This window comes from uncultured Anaerovibrio sp. (assembly GCA_902786545.1).
Taxonomy (GTDB): domain Bacteria; phylum Bacillota; class Negativicutes; order Selenomonadales; family Selenomonadaceae; genus Anaerovibrio.
In genome coordinates this window covers 49,576-67,180 of the sequence record CADACU010000001.1, presented here as the reverse complement: position 1 = coordinate 67,180, position 17,605 = coordinate 49,576, and the positions used below count along the sequence as shown (strand labels likewise).

General features: G+C 45.9%; 22 protein-coding genes. All 22 read left to right on the top strand.

Features of this window, described 5'->3' with window-relative positions; all coding sequences use genetic code 11:
* Positions 1 to 70 precede the first annotated feature (70 nt).
* The 22 genes from QZV24_RS00350 (at position 71) to atpC (ending at position 17,453) form a co-directional block, all read left to right on the top strand.
* Positions 71 to 1,039, top strand: a complete 969-nt coding sequence (locus QZV24_RS00350; protein ID WP_294518506.1) for an SIS domain-containing protein — start codon at positions 71 to 73, stop codon at positions 1,037 to 1,039.
* 1 nt (position 1,040) lies between these two features.
* Positions 1,041 to 1,601, top strand: a complete 561-nt coding sequence (locus QZV24_RS00345; RefSeq protein WP_294518504.1) for an HAD family hydrolase — start codon at positions 1,041 to 1,043, stop codon at positions 1,599 to 1,601.
* A 26-nt stretch (positions 1,602 to 1,627) separates the two neighbouring features.
* Positions 1,628 to 2,542 (top strand): lysophospholipid acyltransferase family protein, encoded by a 915-nt coding sequence (locus QZV24_RS00340; RefSeq protein WP_294518502.1) that lies wholly within the window; start codon positions 1,628 to 1,630, stop codon positions 2,540 to 2,542.
* A complete protein-coding gene (gene lptC, locus QZV24_RS00335; protein ID WP_290655960.1) occupies positions 2,535 to 3,083 on the top strand; it encodes an LPS export ABC transporter periplasmic protein LptC in 549 nt (182 codons plus the stop codon). Before QZV24_RS00340 ends, lptC begins: the two co-directional genes overlap by 8 nt.
* A 3-nt stretch (positions 3,084 to 3,086) precedes the next feature.
* Positions 3,087 to 3,785, top strand: coding sequence for an LptA/OstA family protein (locus QZV24_RS00330; RefSeq protein WP_294518499.1), 699 nt, complete (start codon positions 3,087 to 3,089; stop codon positions 3,783 to 3,785).
* 35 nt (positions 3,786 to 3,820) lie between these two features.
* Positions 3,821 to 4,540, top strand: a complete 720-nt coding sequence (lptB, locus tag QZV24_RS00325; protein ID WP_290655958.1) for an LPS export ABC transporter ATP-binding protein — start codon at positions 3,821 to 3,823, stop codon at positions 4,538 to 4,540.
* 5 nt (positions 4,541 to 4,545) lie between these two features.
* Positions 4,546 to 5,643 (top strand): LptF/LptG family permease, encoded by a 1,098-nt coding sequence (locus tag QZV24_RS00320; protein ID WP_363137641.1) that lies wholly within the window; start codon positions 4,546 to 4,548, stop codon positions 5,641 to 5,643.
* Positions 5,644 to 5,675: 32 nt separating this feature from the next.
* Positions 5,676 to 6,899 (top strand): DUF3084 domain-containing protein, encoded by a 1,224-nt coding sequence (locus QZV24_RS00315; RefSeq protein ID WP_294518493.1) that lies wholly within the window; start codon positions 5,676 to 5,678, stop codon positions 6,897 to 6,899.
* Positions 6,900 to 6,962: 63 nt separating this feature from the next.
* Positions 6,963 to 7,370 carry a pre-16S rRNA-processing nuclease YqgF gene (locus tag QZV24_RS00310; RefSeq protein WP_294518489.1) on the top strand — a complete coding sequence of 136 codons (408 nt, stop codon included), beginning with the start codon at positions 6,963 to 6,965 and terminating at the stop codon, positions 7,368 to 7,370.
* 1 nt (position 7,371) lies between these two features.
* Positions 7,372 to 7,830 (top strand): dCMP deaminase family protein, encoded by a 459-nt coding sequence (locus QZV24_RS00305; protein ID WP_294518486.1) that lies wholly within the window; start codon positions 7,372 to 7,374, stop codon positions 7,828 to 7,830.
* 70 nt (positions 7,831 to 7,900) lie between these two features.
* Positions 7,901 to 8,938 carry a glycosyltransferase family 4 protein gene (locus tag QZV24_RS00300; protein ID WP_290655951.1) on the top strand — a complete coding sequence of 346 codons (1,038 nt, stop codon included), beginning with the start codon at positions 7,901 to 7,903 and terminating at the stop codon, positions 8,936 to 8,938.
* Between the two features lie 35 nt (positions 8,939 to 8,973).
* The gene (gene wecB, locus QZV24_RS00295; protein ID WP_294518481.1) at positions 8,974 to 10,134 is read left to right on the top strand and encodes a non-hydrolyzing UDP-N-acetylglucosamine 2-epimerase; all 1,161 of its coding nucleotides are present in this window, start codon (positions 8,974 to 8,976) and stop codon (positions 10,132 to 10,134) included.
* Positions 10,135 to 10,297: 163 nt separating this feature from the next.
* Entirely contained in the window at positions 10,298 to 10,525 is a 228-nt protein-coding gene (locus QZV24_RS00290) for an AtpZ/AtpI family protein (protein ID WP_294518478.1), read from the top strand.
* 151 nt (positions 10,526 to 10,676) lie between these two features.
* On the top strand, positions 10,677 to 11,054 hold the full coding sequence (locus QZV24_RS00285) for a hypothetical protein (protein WP_294518475.1): 378 nt from the start codon (positions 10,677 to 10,679) through the stop codon (positions 11,052 to 11,054).
* 61 nt (positions 11,055 to 11,115) lie between these two features.
* A complete protein-coding gene (gene atpB / locus QZV24_RS00280) occupies positions 11,116 to 11,787 on the top strand; it encodes a F0F1 ATP synthase subunit A (RefSeq protein WP_290655946.1) in 672 nt (223 codons plus the stop codon).
* A 73-nt stretch (positions 11,788 to 11,860) separates the two neighbouring features.
* Positions 11,861 to 12,112 carry a F0F1 ATP synthase subunit C gene (gene atpE, locus QZV24_RS00275; RefSeq protein ID WP_290655944.1) on the top strand — a complete coding sequence of 84 codons (252 nt, stop codon included), beginning with the start codon at positions 11,861 to 11,863 and terminating at the stop codon, positions 12,110 to 12,112.
* A 44-nt stretch (positions 12,113 to 12,156) separates the two neighbouring features.
* Positions 12,157 to 12,660 (top strand): F0F1 ATP synthase subunit B, encoded by a 504-nt coding sequence (gene atpF, locus QZV24_RS00270; protein ID WP_290655942.1) that lies wholly within the window; start codon positions 12,157 to 12,159, stop codon positions 12,658 to 12,660.
* Positions 12,654 to 13,196, top strand: coding sequence for an ATP synthase F1 subunit delta (gene atpH, locus QZV24_RS00265; RefSeq protein ID WP_294518471.1), 543 nt, complete (start codon positions 12,654 to 12,656; stop codon positions 13,194 to 13,196). The genes atpF and atpH overlap by 7 nt, the downstream gene beginning before the upstream one ends.
* A gap of 23 nt (positions 13,197 to 13,219) precedes the next feature.
* On the top strand, positions 13,220 to 14,737 hold the full coding sequence (gene atpA, locus QZV24_RS00260; RefSeq protein WP_294518469.1) for a F0F1 ATP synthase subunit alpha: 1,518 nt from the start codon (positions 13,220 to 13,222) through the stop codon (positions 14,735 to 14,737).
* Positions 14,738 to 14,756: 19 nt separating this feature from the next.
* Entirely contained in the window at positions 14,757 to 15,608 is an 852-nt protein-coding gene (gene atpG, locus QZV24_RS00255; protein WP_294518466.1) for an ATP synthase F1 subunit gamma, read from the top strand.
* 12 nt (positions 15,609 to 15,620) lie between these two features.
* Complete coding sequence (atpD, locus tag QZV24_RS00250; RefSeq protein WP_294518463.1) at positions 15,621 to 17,033, top strand: F0F1 ATP synthase subunit beta; 1,413 nt, start codon at positions 15,621 to 15,623, stop codon at positions 17,031 to 17,033.
* Positions 17,034 to 17,036: 3 nt separating this feature from the next.
* Positions 17,037 to 17,453, top strand: a complete 417-nt coding sequence (gene atpC, locus QZV24_RS00245) for an ATP synthase F1 subunit epsilon (protein WP_294518460.1) — start codon at positions 17,037 to 17,039, stop codon at positions 17,451 to 17,453.
* Positions 17,454 to 17,605 lie beyond the last annotated feature (152 nt).

Below are 17,605 nucleotides of genomic sequence, written 5' to 3'. Positions count from 1 at the left end.
GGAAGATTTTTCTTCTGAAAAAAGAAAAATTTGAACAATGGCGTTATAATAAATCGAGGGAGTCAGACTGATGATAAAAGATTCGGCGATTCAGACTCTGCGTATTGAGGCTGATTCAGTTATAAAGCTGATTGATCATGTAGATGACGAATTTGAAAAAGTAGTACAGTGCATTTTGGATTGCCATGCCAGAGTAATTATTACCGGTATGGGTAAATCAGGGCATGTAGGAAGAAAAATTGCGGCCAGTCTGGCCAGCACCGGTACACCGGCTTTCTTTATGCACCCAGCCGAGGCCTTTCATGGTGATTTGGGAATGGTAACGGCTGATGATGTGGTTATTGCCATTTCCAACAGCGGTGAAAGTGCGGAGGTTGTGAATATTTTACCGGTTATTAAGCGGATTGGGGCTAAGATCGTGGCGATGTCCGGCCGACGGGAGTCTTCTCTCGGACGAAATGCCGATTATTTTGTGGATGTCAGTGTGGAGAGAGAAGCTTGTCCATTGGGGTTGGCACCTACTGCCAGCACTACGGCAACCTTGGCCATGGGAGATGCCATTACGGTGGCGCTGCTGGAGGCAAGAAATTTCACCAAGCAGGATTTTGCCCTGTTCCATCCGGGTGGTTCCTTGGGACGAAAATTGTTGCTTACCGTGGAAAATGTTATGCATAGTGGTGAGGATAATCCAATTATTCACTACAGCGCAACAGCCAAGGAGGCACTCTTTATGATGACGGACAAGGGGCTGGGTGCTACCTCAGTGGTGGATGATGATGGCAATTTCATCGGTTTGGTGACTGATGGTGATATTCGACGGGGGTTGGCCAAGGGCAGTCAGTTCCTGGATGAATCAGTAGATAAGCTGATGACCAGAAATCCACAGACTATAGCCAAGGAACAGTTGGCGGCTTCGGCCCTGAGTATTATGGAGAAACACAAGCCACGGCCAATCACCGTGTTGCCGGTGGTGGATACTGACAATAAACCAGTTGGAATTGTTCATCTTACTGATTTGCTGCGGCAGGGAGTAGTATGAGATGATTGCTGAAGACAATGCTGTACAGGCGGCCAGACGGGTAAAAATGGTTGTTTTTGATGTAGATGGAACGCTAACCGATGGTCATATCTACATGGGAAACGATGGAGAGGCAATGAAGTCCTTTTCAGCCAGAGATGGCATGGGTATTGCTTTACTGCATAAGGCTGGACTAAAGAGTGCCATCATTACCGGTCGTAAGTCAAAAATTGTAGAAAACCGGGCTAATGAATTGAAAATTTCAGCCATTTGGCAGGGCTGCAGCGATAAGCGGCAGGCCTACATTGAGCTGAAGGAAAAATTTTCTCTGACAGATGCGGAAGTAGCTTATGTTGGGGATGATTTAAATGATTTGCCACTACTTTTGCAGGCGGGCTTAAGCTGTGCCGTGGGTGATGCCATGGAAGAAGTAAAGCAGCACGCGGCAATAATTGCTGACCATAATGGTGGTAATGGAGCGGTGCGGGATATCATCGAGTATATCCTAAAACAACAGGGAAAATGGGATTCACTGGTGGAAAGCTTCGTGGCAAAACCAAGGGTTGATGAATTGACCCAATAAGTATATTCTTTTGGTGGGGGATATTTATGGTATATAAACTTCTGATGTTTTTGAGCTGGGTAGCCTGTCGGACCCCATACAGTCTCTTGATGAAGGCTGGCAGTGGTCTGGGAAAATTATATTACAAGTTCATAAAAAAACAGCGCAATCTGGCGATAAAACAGATGAGGGAATCTTTGAAGATTGATGAGGCGGAAGCCCAAAGGCTGGTGAGGGAATCCTTCATTAACATGGGAAAAAATTTCATGGAAGTTTTATATATGCCGGCGCTTAACAAGGAAAATTTCACCAAACATATTGAGGTTATAAATCTGGATACTATGAAGGCAGCCCTGGCTGAAAAGCGGGGAGTGGTGGTATTGACCGGGCATGTAGGTAACTGGGAATGGCTGTCAGCCGCGTTCACCATGAATGATTTGCCGGTAAGTGCTATTGCCAAGCAACAGCCTAATATGGATTATACCAATGCCCTGAATGATTTGCGGGCGACTATTGATGTGGAGATTTTCTCCCGGGGGACCAGTGAGCTGCTGTCGGCCGCCAAGGCCTTGAAGAAAGGCCGTATTTTAGGATTTTTGGCGGATCAGGACGCCGGTCCTGGCGGAGCATTTATTGAGTTTTTAGGGAAGACGGCTTCTACGCCCATGGGGGCAGCGGTGTTTGCCAAGAAATTCAACTCACCGATAATTCCTGCTTTTATTCTGCGACAGCCGGACGGACACCACAAGGTGCTGGTGGGGGATATTCTCCGTTATGAAGATACTGGCGATGCGGATAAAGATTTATTTAATCTGACTTACAAGATGACCAAGATATTGGAAAAGGTTATTCTGGACAATCCGACTCAGTGGCTATGGTTCCAAAAACGGTGGAACACTCCGCCGGAGCAACGGGTTCAGAAGCATCACACGGTAAAGACAGAGGTAAGTGCGAATGAGTAAAAAAGGAAAGGCTATAGTGGCCATTTCTTCAGTACTGCTGGTAATACTGATTGTTTGGGCAGTTACCAATATTCCGAACGGGCCTCAGAATGAGCCGGCTCCATTGGACCAACGGGTGGTTAGCTTTGATGGCAATACCATCAGTCAGGAAAAAGATGGACGAATATTGTGGACAATTAAGGCTGAAGATATTGAAATGGATATAGATACCAAGAATGCGTCCCTCACAAATGTGAAGGCAACCTTCAATTTTGAGGATGGACGCACTGTGGAGTTGACGGCTCCCAAGGCAACCTATGAAGATAAAACTCATCATCTGATTGTGGTGAATGGGGTTGCCGGTAAAAGCAGTGACGGAGGTAAATTCTCCTGCCAGGAAGTGGAATGGCTCCCGGCAGAAGATACCCTGGCGATGAAGGGGGATGCCCGGCTGGAATACGAAAAAGAACATGTTAAGGCGACGGCTGACCGAATAGAGAGCAGTAACGGCTTTAAAAAATTTAAGGCGGTTGGCGGGGCTCATTTTGAGAAAGGAAATTAAGCCATGAAAATCAGGACTAACATAAAAAAAGCAATTATTTTAGCAGGTATTACCACTATCGCCATTTCCGGAACGATTTTTGCTGCACCGGATGCATCTCAGGAAAAGACCAGCCTTGATGCTGAAGTGGTAGAATATGATATGAATACCGGCATGGCCACGGCCAGCGGCAATGTTATCATGATTAAGGGTGAAGCCAGGGTTACCGGTGATTATGCGGAGTTTGATGTCAATAATAAGGACGGCAAGGTGTCCGGTAATGTGGTTGCCACCAAGGAAGATATGCGGGTAACAGCGGATTTGGTGTCAACTGACGGCAGCAACCATATTATTGCTGTAGGTTCTGTAAACGGGACCAAGGCGGATAAGCACTTTTCCGGCCCCCAGGTGGAATATTTTGATACAAACCAGTATGTCCTTATTCCATCCGGTGGAACCATTTCGTCCATAGATGGAACCTTTACGGCAGATTATATGGAAGGCTATATGATGAATGACCGGATTATTGGCAAGGGCAATGCTCATATGGAAAGCCCAAAGAATAATCTGGAAGCCGGCGGTGATCAGGTGGATTATTTTGGCGGCGAAAACGGTAAGGCAGTGCTCACGGGCAATGCTTGGGCTGTGCAGGATAACAACACCTTAAAGAGCAATAAATTGACCGTATTTTTGGCTGAAGATGGAAAATTGAAGGCCAAATAATGAGGATTTACATAGATGTTTTGGAGGGCTGATCAATGCATATTGAGGCCAGGAATTTAGTTAAGACATACAAGAAGCGAAATGTAGTGGACAATGTTTCCCTGAAGGTTTACAAGGGGGAAATTGTGGGTCTTTTGGGACCAAATGGCGCCGGAAAGACCACCACATTTTATATGATTGTGGGATTGGAAAAGCCGACTGCCGGTGAGGTTTTTTTGTCGGAAATTCCTATAGGAGATTTGCCCATGTATCGACGGGCTAAGCTGGGAATCAGCTATCTGGCCCAGGAGGCATCAATTTTCCGAAATCTCACTGTTGAAGAAAATATAATGGCAATTTTGGAAGCCAGTATAAAGGACAAGGATGAACGGAAAAAACGGGTGAAGCAGCTGCTGGAAGAATTTCATGTTTCCCATGTTATTGACCGGCTGGGAACCGAGCTGTCCGGTGGCGAGCGGCGCCGGGTGGAAATCGCTCGTTGCCTGGCCTTGGAGCCACAGTTTATTCTGTTGGATGAGCCGTTTGCCGGAGTTGACCCTTTGGCCGTGGCCGATATTCAGGGGATTATCAAATACCTGCAAAAGCGGGGAATGGGTATTCTCATCACTGACCATAATGTGCGGGAAACCTTGCATATAGTGGATCGGGCCTATATTCTGAATAATGGTAAAATCCTTCTTGAAGGAGACAGTCAGACTATTGCCAACAGCGAGCTTGCCAAGAAATTCTATCTTGGTAAGGACTTTAAACTATAGAGGTAATGCGGATGCGTATTAGAATTTTAGATATATACATACTAAAAGAGGTTTTTAAGACCTTTATATTTGGCATCTGTGCCTTTTCAGCCGTATTTATCGGCTCTGGAACTTTGTTCCGTATCGCACAGTATGTAACGGAATATGGTGCATCGCTGGCTTCAGTGGCGAAGATTTTTGTTCTGAGTTTGCCTGGTGTTGTGATTTGGACTTTCCCTATGTCCATGCTGTTGGCCAGTCTTTTAACTATTGGACGATTGTCCGGAAATAGTGAAATAACGGCCATGAAGTCCTGTGGCATCAGCTTTTACCGCATTGCTATGCCGGCTATCGCTTTGGGGGCAGTGGTGAGTGTTTTTGCCATTGGCTTTAATGAATATGTGGTGCCATGGTCCAATGAAGCGTACAGCAATGTACTGAATTACGAAATAAAAGGCAATTTGGCTCCTCAATCCCAGGAGCACATCATTATAAAGGAAATCCGTGAAGGCACGATTCAGCGGTTGATTTATGCCCGTCAGTATGAGGCCGATACAAACACCATGTATGGAATTTCCATGCAGGCCTTTGAGGAGGGCAATTTATCCCATGTGGAAAATGCTGAATATGCTAAGTGGCAGAACAACCAATGGACAATGTATTCTGGGATTATTTATGATGTATCCAAGGGGGAAACGCATCACACCATGCATTTTAATTCCCAGGTATTGCCAATCAATCAGAGTCCAAATGAGATAATCCGCTCCCAAAAGAAGCCGGAGGAGATGTCCATGAAGGAACTGAAGGCACAGATTGAGATTATGCGGGCCCAGTATGTTAACACCTCTAAGCTGGAAGCAGAGCTTTATCAACGGGTAACTATACCGATGGCCAGCTTGATATTTACATTGGTGGCTATCCCATTGGGAATGCAGCCAAATAGAAACAGCTCGTCGCGTGGATTTGTCATTAGTATAATAATTATTTTCATTTATTATAGTCTTATGACCATGGCCGGAGCCATAGCACAGAGTGGCACGGTGGATCCTATGTTGGCAGTATGGTTGCCTAATATTATAGGATTGTTGGCAGGCTGCTGGCTGATGCACAGGGCAGCACGATAAGATATTTGTTTAGCGAGGAGGAGTGACTCTGCATGTATGGTCTGTTTTTGATTATGGTTCTGGTTGTTACAGGTGGAGCCATTGCTTTTATCGGTGACCGGCTGGGGTCAAGAGTCGGCAAGAAAAAGCTGACCATGTTTGGCCTTAGACCGAAATATACATCTATTTTGGTAACAATATTGACCGGTATAAGCATTACCACCGTAACTTTGGCGGTAATGACTACAGTGTCGGAAAATGTACGGACAGCTTTGTTCGGCATGGAACAACTGCGATATTCCATGGCAGAAGCGGAGCAGCGCCTGTCAACCGCCTCCAGAGAACTGGAGCAGGCCAAGGCAGAGCAAAATAAAACCAACGAAGAATTAAAAGAAACTCAGGCAGCGGTAGAAAAGCTTAATGCCCAACGCAATGCACTTGAACAGCGCGCTGTGGAGTTGCAGCGGGGCAACAGTCTTTTGGAAGTAGCCAATAACGAGCTTACGGAAAAAAATCACTCCCTGTCGGAAAACAATTCCAAGCTGGAGGAAAGTAACAGCAAGCTGATGGAAGGTAATGCCAAGCTGGTGGAGGCCAACAAGCAGCTGGAAGTCAGCAACGAAAATCTGGCCACCGGTATACAGATTATGCGGGAAGGCGATATAACCTTCCGGGCCGGTGAAGTATTATCCAGTGGTGTGGTAAAAGCTGGCCGTCGTGAAGAAGAGATCTTAGGTGATTTGCAGATGTTGACGGAAATCGCCCGTAACAATATTTCCCGTCGACTGGGAGACGAGGCTACTGAGGAAGAAAAGCAGATTTGGGTATTGGAATCCGAATATGAACGAGCTGCCAAAGTGATTTCTACCAGCAAGGATGATGTGATTGTCCGCGTTATTTCCATTGGAAATATGGTGAGGGGTGAAAGCGTTAGAACGGTGCTACAGCTGTTCCGCAACCGTAAGGTTTTTGATGACGATGAGCTGATTGCTACAAGTAATATCAATGTGGATATAAACAATGAGGAAGAAGTTGATGGGGCAATTACTTCATTCCTGCGGGAAGTAAACGGCATTGCCACTCGCAAAGGAATGCTGCCGGACCCGATTTCCGGTAATGTTGGTGTGATTGATGGAGAAGAAATTTACAAGGTAATTGATGAATTGCATCATAATAACGGCAAGGCGATGATTTATGCCTATTCCAAGGGAACCTGTGAGGTGTTTGGCCCATTACGCCTGCGCCTGAAGGTGATTGGTTCCAGAGGACTGTTTTAACAATTTCTAGTAAATCTAAAGCAAGTATTTCGATCTAGTCTGTGACAAATAAGGGGTAATTAGATGGATAACATCATAGCTGTTGACCCGGGACGGGATAAGTGTGGGGTTGCGGTGTTGGACCCGTCAGGAACGGTGCTTTATCAGAAGGTTGTAAAAACTGATGATCTTATGAAGATTATCGGGGAGCAGTTGGAAGCCTGCGGGGCGTCTGCTCTGGTAATTGGGAATGGCACCACCAGCCAGACTGCGCAGACAGAAATAGAGAAAAATTATCCAAAGCTGGAGCTGGTGGAGGTGGATGAGTATTATACCACCCAGCTGGCCCGGCAGGAATATTGGAAGGCAAAACCGCCTAAGGGGTGGCGGAAGCTTTTGCCAACCAGTATGCAGGTGCCGCCAGAGCCGGTGGATGATTTTGTGGCAATTATTTTGGCAAGGCGTTTCTTGTCAGATCGAAGGGGAGAATAAAATGGGAGAAACACAGGAAAGACCGGAATGGAATGACTATTTTTTGGATATTGCCAAAGCAGTGGGGCGCCGGTCCACTTGCCTCAGACGAAGATATGGGGCTATTATTGTCAAGGATAAGATAATTGTCAGCACTGGCTATAATGGAGCTCCCCGGGGGGAGGCCAACTGTATTGATACCGGCATGTGCGAAAGGCAGCGTCTGGGTATAAAGCCGGGACAAAACTATGAGCTATGTGTAGCAGTACATGCTGAGCAAAATGCTATTATCAATGGCGATCCCGAAAAGATGAAGGGGGCTACAGCCTATATTGTGGGCTATAATGCGGATGGCACCCTGGCCTCCGGCAAGCCATGCCTGTTATGTCGCCGAATGCTCAGAAATGCCATGCTTGATAAGGTGATTTATTTGGAACCGGATGGTTCCACTGTTGAGGTTGAGCCGAAGGATATTAAGTGATAACACTATATTGACAATGCTTTCACACTGATGTAAAATCGGTATGGTCTTGAGAAAGCAGGTGAATTATATGCCGAATTTTATTTGGGCATTATTGATTGCATTAGTTGTTTCGTTGGTAATTACACCGTTTGTTATATTGTTTGCCGACAAAACTGGTGCATTGGACGCTCCGGATGCCAGAAAAGTACATCAGAAGCCAATACCACGAATTGGTGGCATTGGAATATATCTGGCCTTTATGGCTGGTACTTTGTTTGCATTGGATTTGAATTTATTGCCAGACGATGTGCGAACCGGGGTTATCGGGTTACTGGTCAGCAGTTCCCTGATAGTGTTGTTGGGTATTGTGGATGACTATAAGTGTCTGCCAGCCAAGGTAAAGCTGCTGGGCCAGATAGTGGCGGCTTCTGTGCTGGTTGGTTTTGGAGTGCAGATTGACTTTATAGCCGATCCCTTTGGTGATTATTTTTATTTGGAATATTTTGCCGTTCCAGCTACAATTTTCTGGATTGTGGGATTGACCAACACGGTTAATTTGATTGATGGATTGGATGGTCTGGCCGCCGGGGTGGCGACTATTGCCTCTATTACAATTTTGCTGGTGGCTATTCAGAATGATTTTATGCTGGTTACAATTCTTACCGCGGCCTTGGCTGGAGCCGCTATCGGGTTTTTGCGGTACAATTTCAACCCGGCCAAAATCTTTATGGGAGATACTGGCAGTATGTTTTTGGGCTTTATGCTAGCCGGCATATCGGTCATTGGAGCTGTTAAAAGCGCTGCCACTATTGCTCTGATTGTACCTATTTTAGCTTTGGGCGTGCCTATTATGGATACCTCCTTTGCTATTATCCGTCGTTATCGGGGCGGGGTACCAATCTTTAAGCCTGATAAAGGGCACCTTCATCACAGACTGCTGGATTTGGGGTTCAACCAGAGACAGGCTGTTCTGCTGATGTATGTTATCAGTGCGTTGTTAGGCTTTAGCGCAGTGCTGCTGAACGAGGTTTCCGGTGGCATTGCCATCGCTATTGTTGTTTGTGTATTGTTGGTGGTATTCCTTGGTGCCAAGAAGCTGGGAATTCTTCGGATGAAAAATCCTTGAGATAAAGTAGTTTCAGAATGTAGAAGGGGATAATAATGGGTAAGAAAATAAAAGTTATGACCGTATTCGGTACCCGCCCAGAAGCAATAAAAATGGCTCCGGTTGTACTTGAACTGGCCAAACATCCTGATGAAATCAAGCCAGTGGTGGCAGTAACTGCTCAGCATCGGGATATGCTGGATCAGGTGCTGAATTTGTTTAGTATTAAGCCTGACTATGACCTGGACATTATGGCAGCCGGTCAAACCTTATTTGATATTACATCTCGGGCCATGATGGGGCTGGATAAGGTATTGCAGAAGGAAAAGCCGGACATTGTGCTGGTACATGGTGATACAACTACGACCTTTGCCGGGGCCTTGGCAGCGTATTATCATCAAATCGCTGTTGGTCATGTGGAAGCCGGGCTCAGAACCCATAACAAGTATTCGCCATTTCCGGAGGAAATGAACCGGAAGCTCACTGGCTCCATTGCGGATATGCATTTTGCACCTACCAACACATCGGAAAACAATCTTAAGGCTGAGTCCATTGACACTGAGAAAATCTTTGTCACCGGTAACACGGTTATCGATGCTCTCCATAAGACAGTCCGGGATGATTTTATATTTGAAAACAAAATATTGCAGAATATTGACTATAAAAATAAACGGGTGATTTTGGTTACCACCCATCGCCGGGAAAATTTGGGCGAGCCAATGCGGAATGTCTATAAGGCTCTGCGGCAGCTTACTGAGGAATTCGATGATGTGGAGATTGTATTCCCGGTTCACAAGAATCCAAAGGTCAGGGAAGTGGTCAAGGAGGAATTAGGAGGCCATGATAAGGTGTATCTTATTGACCCAATGGATTATGAGCCATTTGCCAATCTTATGCACCGGGCCTATATGATACTTACTGATTCCGGTGGAGTGCAGGAGGAAGCTCCGGCTCTGGGCAAACCGGTCTTGGTACTGCGGGATACCACTGAGCGGCCTGAAGCCGTGGAGGCTGGTACTGTGAAGCTTATCGGCACAGATGAAAAGGTGGTATACGAGGAAGCCAAGAAGCTGCTGACGGATAGGGCTGAATACAATCGTATGGCCGAAGCCTGCAATCCTTATGGTGATGGACAGGCATCCCGTCGCATAGTGGAGGCCATTCTTTACAAGTATGCCAAAGGACATGCCAAACCAGACCGTTTCGTGGCAAAATAAGCATATATTACAAGGGCACATTGAAATAATCCATATTTCAATGTGTCTTTTTGGTTGTTATAATTTTGATAAGGCAATTATTTTTTACTTATAAAGAGGATTTTTAATTTATTTGTTGTATTTGTAATAGTACAGATAAGTAAAATATTCGAAGGTGCCGGATATGGAAAAAAATTCAGATGTCAGCGGACTGAAGCAGAGCCTGAAGGCCTTTGGCATTTTAGGCAGCATCGGTATATTTTTTGCAGTAGTGATTGGTATATGCATTTTCTTGGGCAGTATGGCAGATGACTGGCTGGGGTTGGAATATGGCGGGAAATTAACTGGTATTATATTGGGGTTTCCTGTAGCTTTTTACTTGACATACAAACAGCTTAAAGAAATAAAATAAATATGCCGTTTTGGTTTGACTATTCAGAAATAATGGTGAAACTTTATAATAGTTTGTGATATAATTACTCTGCATAGGTATTCATTGCTCTATGCAGCAATTATATTATTCAACGAAGACAGGGGAGTTAATCCGCTGTCGGAGGAGAAGTATGCGGGATATTATATTGGCCAATATGGGCAAGATGGTAAAGATGCTGGCAGTGATAACAATTATGGTTATTATTTCTTTGCTGGCATATGAGCAGCTTGGCCTGATTTGTGGTTTGTTTGCCGGTTATCTGTTGGGCTTTGCCTGGTATGGCATTATGCTGGGCCGATTGTGGCGCAGTGCAGATATGACTGTGGCTCAGGCAAAAAGCACAATGGCGGCTGGTCTTATTTTACGACTGATATTGTTGGTAGTGGTTTTTGGCGCAGCTATCCAGATTTCGGTGGAGCAGTTTGTAGCAGTTGTTACAGGCTTTGCCATTATATATGTGCTGGGTATGGTGTTGTTGATTCAGACCAACTATAGCAGATATCTTTAGTGTCCAATGTAGTATCTTATGTATGTGTCTTGGCACATACGCAGTAAAGGGGGTATAGGTTATGCACGAAATCGGTGTTCGCGAAACAGTGCAGTTTGCCGGCCTGACCTTTAATTGGGAAACCCTGGTGATGACCTGGATAAGTATGGGCATTGTTTTATTGATTGCCATACTTGCCACCAGGAACCTCAAAATGGTACCTACTGGTACACAAAACATTGTTGAGGCACTCATCGTGTGGTTGAGAGAACAGGTGGCCACCAATCTTGGGCCTAAGGGAGAGTTCCTTTGCCCGTTGATTGTTACGCTGTTCCTTTTCCTGATTGTAGCCAACTGGCTTGGTCTGGTGCCGACTATGGCATCTCCGACAAACGACCTGAACACCACATTTGGCTTAGCTTTGCTCATTGTGTTGATAGTACATGTATTGGGACTTTATATGAAAGGGATGCATTATGTTAAGCATTTCTTCCAGCCGTTCCCAATATTTGTAGTCATCAATGTTATTGAGGAAGTGGCGAAGCCAATCACCTTGGCCTTCCGTCTATTTGGTAACATTTTGGCAGGTGAAATTCTCATTATTATCCTGCTGAAGCTGGTACCAATCTGGATGCCGATTCCATCAGTTATCTGGCTGGCATTCAGTATATTTATCGGCGGAGTACAGGCATTTATCTTCACAAGCCTTTCCATGGCTTATCTTGCAAACGCAGTTAAGGACAGTGAAGAGTAGTGGCTGATTTCCGGAACAAAAATCGTGACGGGAGCAGCAATTTATCTTTATTACTTTTAAGGAGGATTATCTAATGGAAAATGCAATTATGGTAGCGGCAGCTATGATCGGTGTAGGTATTATTATGGGTTTGGCAGCAGTTGGTGCCGCTCTCGGTGACTCACTGGTAACCAGCAAATTTATTGAAGGTTTGACCCGTCAGCCAGAGGCAAAGAATGCACTCTTTACCAATACCCTTATTTCTGTAGGTTTGATTGAGGCAATGTGTATTATTGCAACCGTTATTGCCCTGATTATGCTGTACGCTAACCCACTCATCAAATAATTTTGTATTTATTGGTGAGGTGATAAGTAGAGGAGGCAATAGAATTGATAGATATTAACGCAACATTACTTGCGCAGATGCTGAACTTCCTTCTCTTGGTTATTCTTCTTCGTGTGTTTGCTTACAAGCCTATCGTAAAAATCCTGAAAGAGCGTGAAGAAAAAATCGCCAACAGTATTAAACAGGCTGATGATGATGCCGCAAAGGCGCAGGCCACCCTGAAGGAATATCAGGACCAGCTGGCCGGAGCCCGTTTGAAGGCACAGGATATTATGGATAAGGCTGAGAAGCGTGCTAACGAGGAGCACGAGACTAGCATCCAGGCAACCAAGTCTGAAATCGAGCAGATGAAACAGGCTGCTCAGCAGGAAATTCAGCGGGAGAGGGCACAAGCTGTTGAAAAGCTCAAGGGCGAGGTTATTGCTTTGTCTGTGGCCGCTGCCGAAAAAATAGTTTCCAAGAAGATAGATGCTAATGAGAACGAAGTGCTTATCAAGGAATTTATAGACCAGCTCGATAAGGACAAGATTGGTGATTTGCCATGTTAAATATACAGCTTGCCCGTAAATACGGGGTCGCAATCTTTGAGATTGCCAAAGAGGATAATAAGCTTGAGGAATATGGTAAGGAGCTGGCCAAGGTTAGCAAAGACCTTTTTTCTCATGCAGATTTGAAGGGCTTCCTGACCAACCCGCAGGTACAGCCTCAGGCGAAGAAGGATATTCTTTCTAAGCTGGTGCAGGGAGAGGTTTCAGACTTGATGTTTAAGTTCTTGCTGCTGTTGGTGGACAAGCGCCGTATCGTGCTACTGGAAGCCATTAATGAGTGCTATCAGGAATTGTCCAACAAGGAGCAGGGTATTGTTATCGCTGATGTTACCAGTGCCTTTGATTTGAAGTCGGAACTCCAGACAAGCCTTGGCAGCAAATTGGAAGAGGTAACTGGCAAGAAAATACAGCTTCGTATGCACAAGGATCAGAAAATCATTGGCGGCGTAGTTGTTAAGCTTGGCGATAAGCGTATAGACGGCAGTGTTACTGGCCGTTTGCAGGCCCTGAAGGCTGAATTGATGGCAAGTAATTGAGAAAAATGGGGTGACAGCGAAGTATGAAAATGAATCCGGAAGAAATAACAGCCATTATCAAGGATCAAATCAAAAATTATAATGTAGATTTGAATGTTGATGATGTAGGCACTGTTATCGAAATCGGTGATGGTATCGCCCATGTCCATGGCCTTAGTAAGGCAATGGCCGGCGAGCTGTTGGATTTCGGTAACGATATATATGGTCTGGTGCTCAATCTTGAGCAGGACAATGTTGGTGCGGTTATTCTTGGTGGCGATACAGCCATCAAGGAAGGTGATATGGTAAAGAGAACCGGCACCATCATGCAGGTTCCGGTCGGTGAAGCAATGGTTGGCCGTGTAGTTGATGCATTGGGCCGTCCGGTTGATGGCAAGGGACCTATCAATACAACAGAATATCGCCCAGTAGAGTATAAGGCACCTGGTATTGCTGACAGAAAGTCAGTACATGAGCCACTCCAAACTGGTCTGAAGGCTATCGATGCCTTGGTACCTATCGGTCGTGGCCAGCGTGAGCTCATAATTGGTGACCGTGGTACCGGTAAGACTGCTATTGCCGTAGATACCATTCTGAACCAGAAGGGTCAGAACTGTATCTGCGTATATGTAGCCATCGGTCAGAAGGCATCCACCGTTGCCCGTGTGGTTAAGACCTTTGAAGATGCCGGGGCTATGGACTACACCATCGTAGTTGTGGCTACAGCATCTGATAGTGCTCCGTTGCAGTATTTGGCACCGTATGCCGGTGTTGCTATGGCTGAGTACTTTATGTATAAGGGTGGCCATGCTCTTTGTGTATATGATGATTTGACCAAGCATGCAGCAGCATATCGTGCTATGTCCCTGTTGCTCCGTCGTCCACCAGGGCGTGAAGCATATCCAGGTGATGTATTCTATCTACACTCCCGTCTGTTGGAGCGTGCGGCGAAACTGTCTGATGCTATGGGAGCTGGGTCTATTACCGCTCTTCCAATCATCGAGACCTTGGCCGGTGATGTATCGGCCTATATTCCTACCAATGTAATCTCCATTACTGATGGCCAGATTATGCTGGAGACGGATGCATTCTATTCAGGTATCCGTCCGGCAATCAGTGTAGGTCTGTCTGTATCCCGTGTAGGTGGTAGTGCTCAGATAAAAGCCATGAAGCAGATTGCCGGTACAATGCGTCTTGATTTGGCGCAGTATCGTGAGTTGGCTGCATTTGCCCAGTTTGCTTCTGACCTTGATAAGGCTACTAAGGCACAGCTTGATCGTGGTGCCCGTATGGTTGAGACCCTGAAACAGGCTCAGTACGCACCATTGGCTGTTCAGGAGCAGGTTGTAGTTATATTCTCAGCTGTTCGTGGCTTCCTGACAGATATTCCTGTGGAGAAGGTAGTTCCTTTCCAGGCTGATCTTCTGAAGTTTATGCACAGTGAACATGAGGATGTTCTGAATAAGATTGCTGACCAGAAGAAGCTTGATGATGCCTTAGAAGCAGAGATTTCCAAGTGTATTGAGGAATTCAAGGAAACTGTAACCTACAAAATGGCATAAGGCAGTGAGGTGATTTTATTTGGCTAGTTTACAGGATATACGCCGTCGTATCAAGAGCGTAAAAAGTATACAGCAAATCACAAATGCCATGAACATGGTAGCAACCTCCCGCCTTCGTCAGGCCAAAGAGGCTGCTGTTGCCAATAAGCCTTATGCAGAAAAAATGGCCCAGGTAGTATCTGAAGTTGCCGCTAATGTGACTGATTTCAGTCATCCCCTGCTGGAAACCCATCCAGGAGGGAAGCGTCTGATTTTGGCAATGGCTTCTGATAAAGGCCTTGCTGGTGCGTATTCCAGCAACGCAATCAAAGAAGCTGTGGCTCAGATTGAAGACAAGGGAAACACTCAGATAATAGCTGTGGGCCGTAAAGTAAAAGATTATTTTGCTAACCGTAGCTACAATATATGCAGCGAATACACCAGTATCAGCGAACGGCCAAAGTATGAACATGCCAAGGCTATTGCTGATGATATCATCGCCAGATTTGAATCAGGTGATATTGAAGAGGTGTATATGGTATATACCCGGTTTGTTTCAGCGATAAACTGCGTTCCGGAAACAGTAAAGCTGCTGCCATTCAGCGGCCTTGCAGCGGAGGAGGGCGGTATTCGGACAGAGTATATCTACGAGCCCGATGCAGCTGAAGTTTTGGGGTATTTGCTACCGCAGTATCTGGTTACCACCATTTATGCCGCACTCTTACAGGCAGCTGCCAGTGAGCTCAGTTCCCGCATGAATGCAATGAGTAACGCTACGGATAATGCTCAGGAGCTTATCGCAAAATTGGATTTGCACTATAATAAAGTTCGTCAGGCCGGCATAACCCGCGAGATTACAGAAATCGTGGGCGGTGCTGAGGCATTGAAGTAAGGGGGTTTACCATTGGCAAACGGTAAAGTCGTACAGGTTATTGGACCTGTCGTAGATATTGAATTTCCTGCAGGTGAACTGCCAGATATTCTTAATGCAGTCACAATCCAGGGTAAAGCCGGCGAGGTAGAGATAGATTTGGTGGTAGAGGTAATGCAGCATTTGGGTGACTCTGTTACCCGTTGTATTGCAATGAGCTCTACTGATGGTCTGACTCGTGGCATGGAAGCAGTGGATACTGGAGCTCCTATTAAGGTTCCGGTTGGCGATGCTTGCCTTGGCCGTGTATTTAATGTATTGGGTCAGACAGTTGACCATAACCCAGAACCAGTTGGCAACAAAGAGTTCTGGCCTATTCATCGTCCAGCGCCTAAGTTTGATGAGCAGGAAACTGCAACTCAGATTTTGGAGACTGGTATCAAGGTCGTTGACCTTATTGCTCCATATTCCCGCGGTGGTAAAATCGGCTTGTTCGGTGGTGCCGGCGTAGGTAAGACAGTTCTTATTATGGAGCTTATCCATAACATTGCTACCCAGCACGGTGGTTATTCCGTATTTGCTGGTGTAGGTGAGCGTACCCGTGAGGGTAACGATCTGTGGTCAGAAATGACCGAGTCCGGAGTTATTGACAAGACAGCACTGGTATATGGCCAGATGAATGAGCCACCAGGAGCCCGTATGCGGGTAGGTCTGACTGGTTTGACCATGGCCGAGTATTTCCGTGATGTTCAGGGCCAGGATGTGTTGCTGTTTATTGATAACATTTTCCGTTTCATTCAGGCTGGTTCTGAGGTATCAGCACTGCTGGGTCGTATGCCATCCGCAGTAGGCTATCAGCCAACCTTGAGTACAGATATCGGTACCTTGCAGGAGCGTATTACTTCCACCAACAAGGGTTCTATCACTTCTGTACAGGCTGTATATGTACCAGCCGATGACTTGACTGACCCGGCTCCAGCGGGTACATTTACCCATTTGGATGCTACTACAGTATTGTCCCGTCAGATCGCGGAGCTTGGTATTTATCCGGCCGTGGATCCATTGGATTCCACTTCCCGTATTCTTGACCCGAATGTTATCGGTGCTGAGCATTACGAAGTAGCCCGTGGCGTTCAGGCGGTACTCCAGAAGTACAAGGAGCTGCAGGATATTATTGCTATTCTGGGTATGGAAGAGTTGTCCGATGCTGATAAGCTGACGGTAGCCCGTGCCCGTAAAATCCAGCGTTTCCTGTCTCAGCCATTCTCTGTTGCAGAAATCTTTACTGGTACACCTGGTAAGTATGTTGCATTGCGTGACACTGTTCGCGGATTTAAGGAAATTCTTGAGGGCAAATACGACGACCTGCCAGAGGCTGCATTCTATATGGTAGGCGGTATCGAAGAGGTTGTTGAAAAGGCAGAGAAGATGAAAAAGGAGGGATAATCAATGGCTACAATAAAGCTAGAGATTGTATCTCCGGATAAAGTGGTTTATGCCGCTGACATCGAAATGCTGATTGTCCGTTCTACAGCCGGTGAGCTGGGTATTTTGCCGCATCATGCTCCATTGGTAACGGGACTCATTCCCCATGCCATGCGGGTAAAAATTGATGGAGCAGAAAAATTGGTGGCCGTGGGTGGTGGCTTTATGGAGGTACAGCCGGATAAGATTTCGGTGCTGGCTTCCGTGGCTGAGCTGCCTGAGGATATCGATGAGGAGCGTGCCCAAAAGGCATTTAACCGGGCTAAAAAGCGCATTGATGACTACAAGGCTGGCGGCGTGGATATAAATATTATCAGGGCCGAAGCTGCCCTGAAGCGTGCTGCAGCCCGATTGACTGCCTTGGGTAAGCACGGTGAATAAAAAACATAATTAAATTTTCTATTGTACAATCAGACGGCCTGGGCCATAAGCCCGGGCCGTACATTTTTTTGAAATACTTTTCCTTGCATTTGTTCCTAAATTTAAGGATAATAAGAGAAATAATTTTAAATTCTACTGAGAAATTTTTCTTT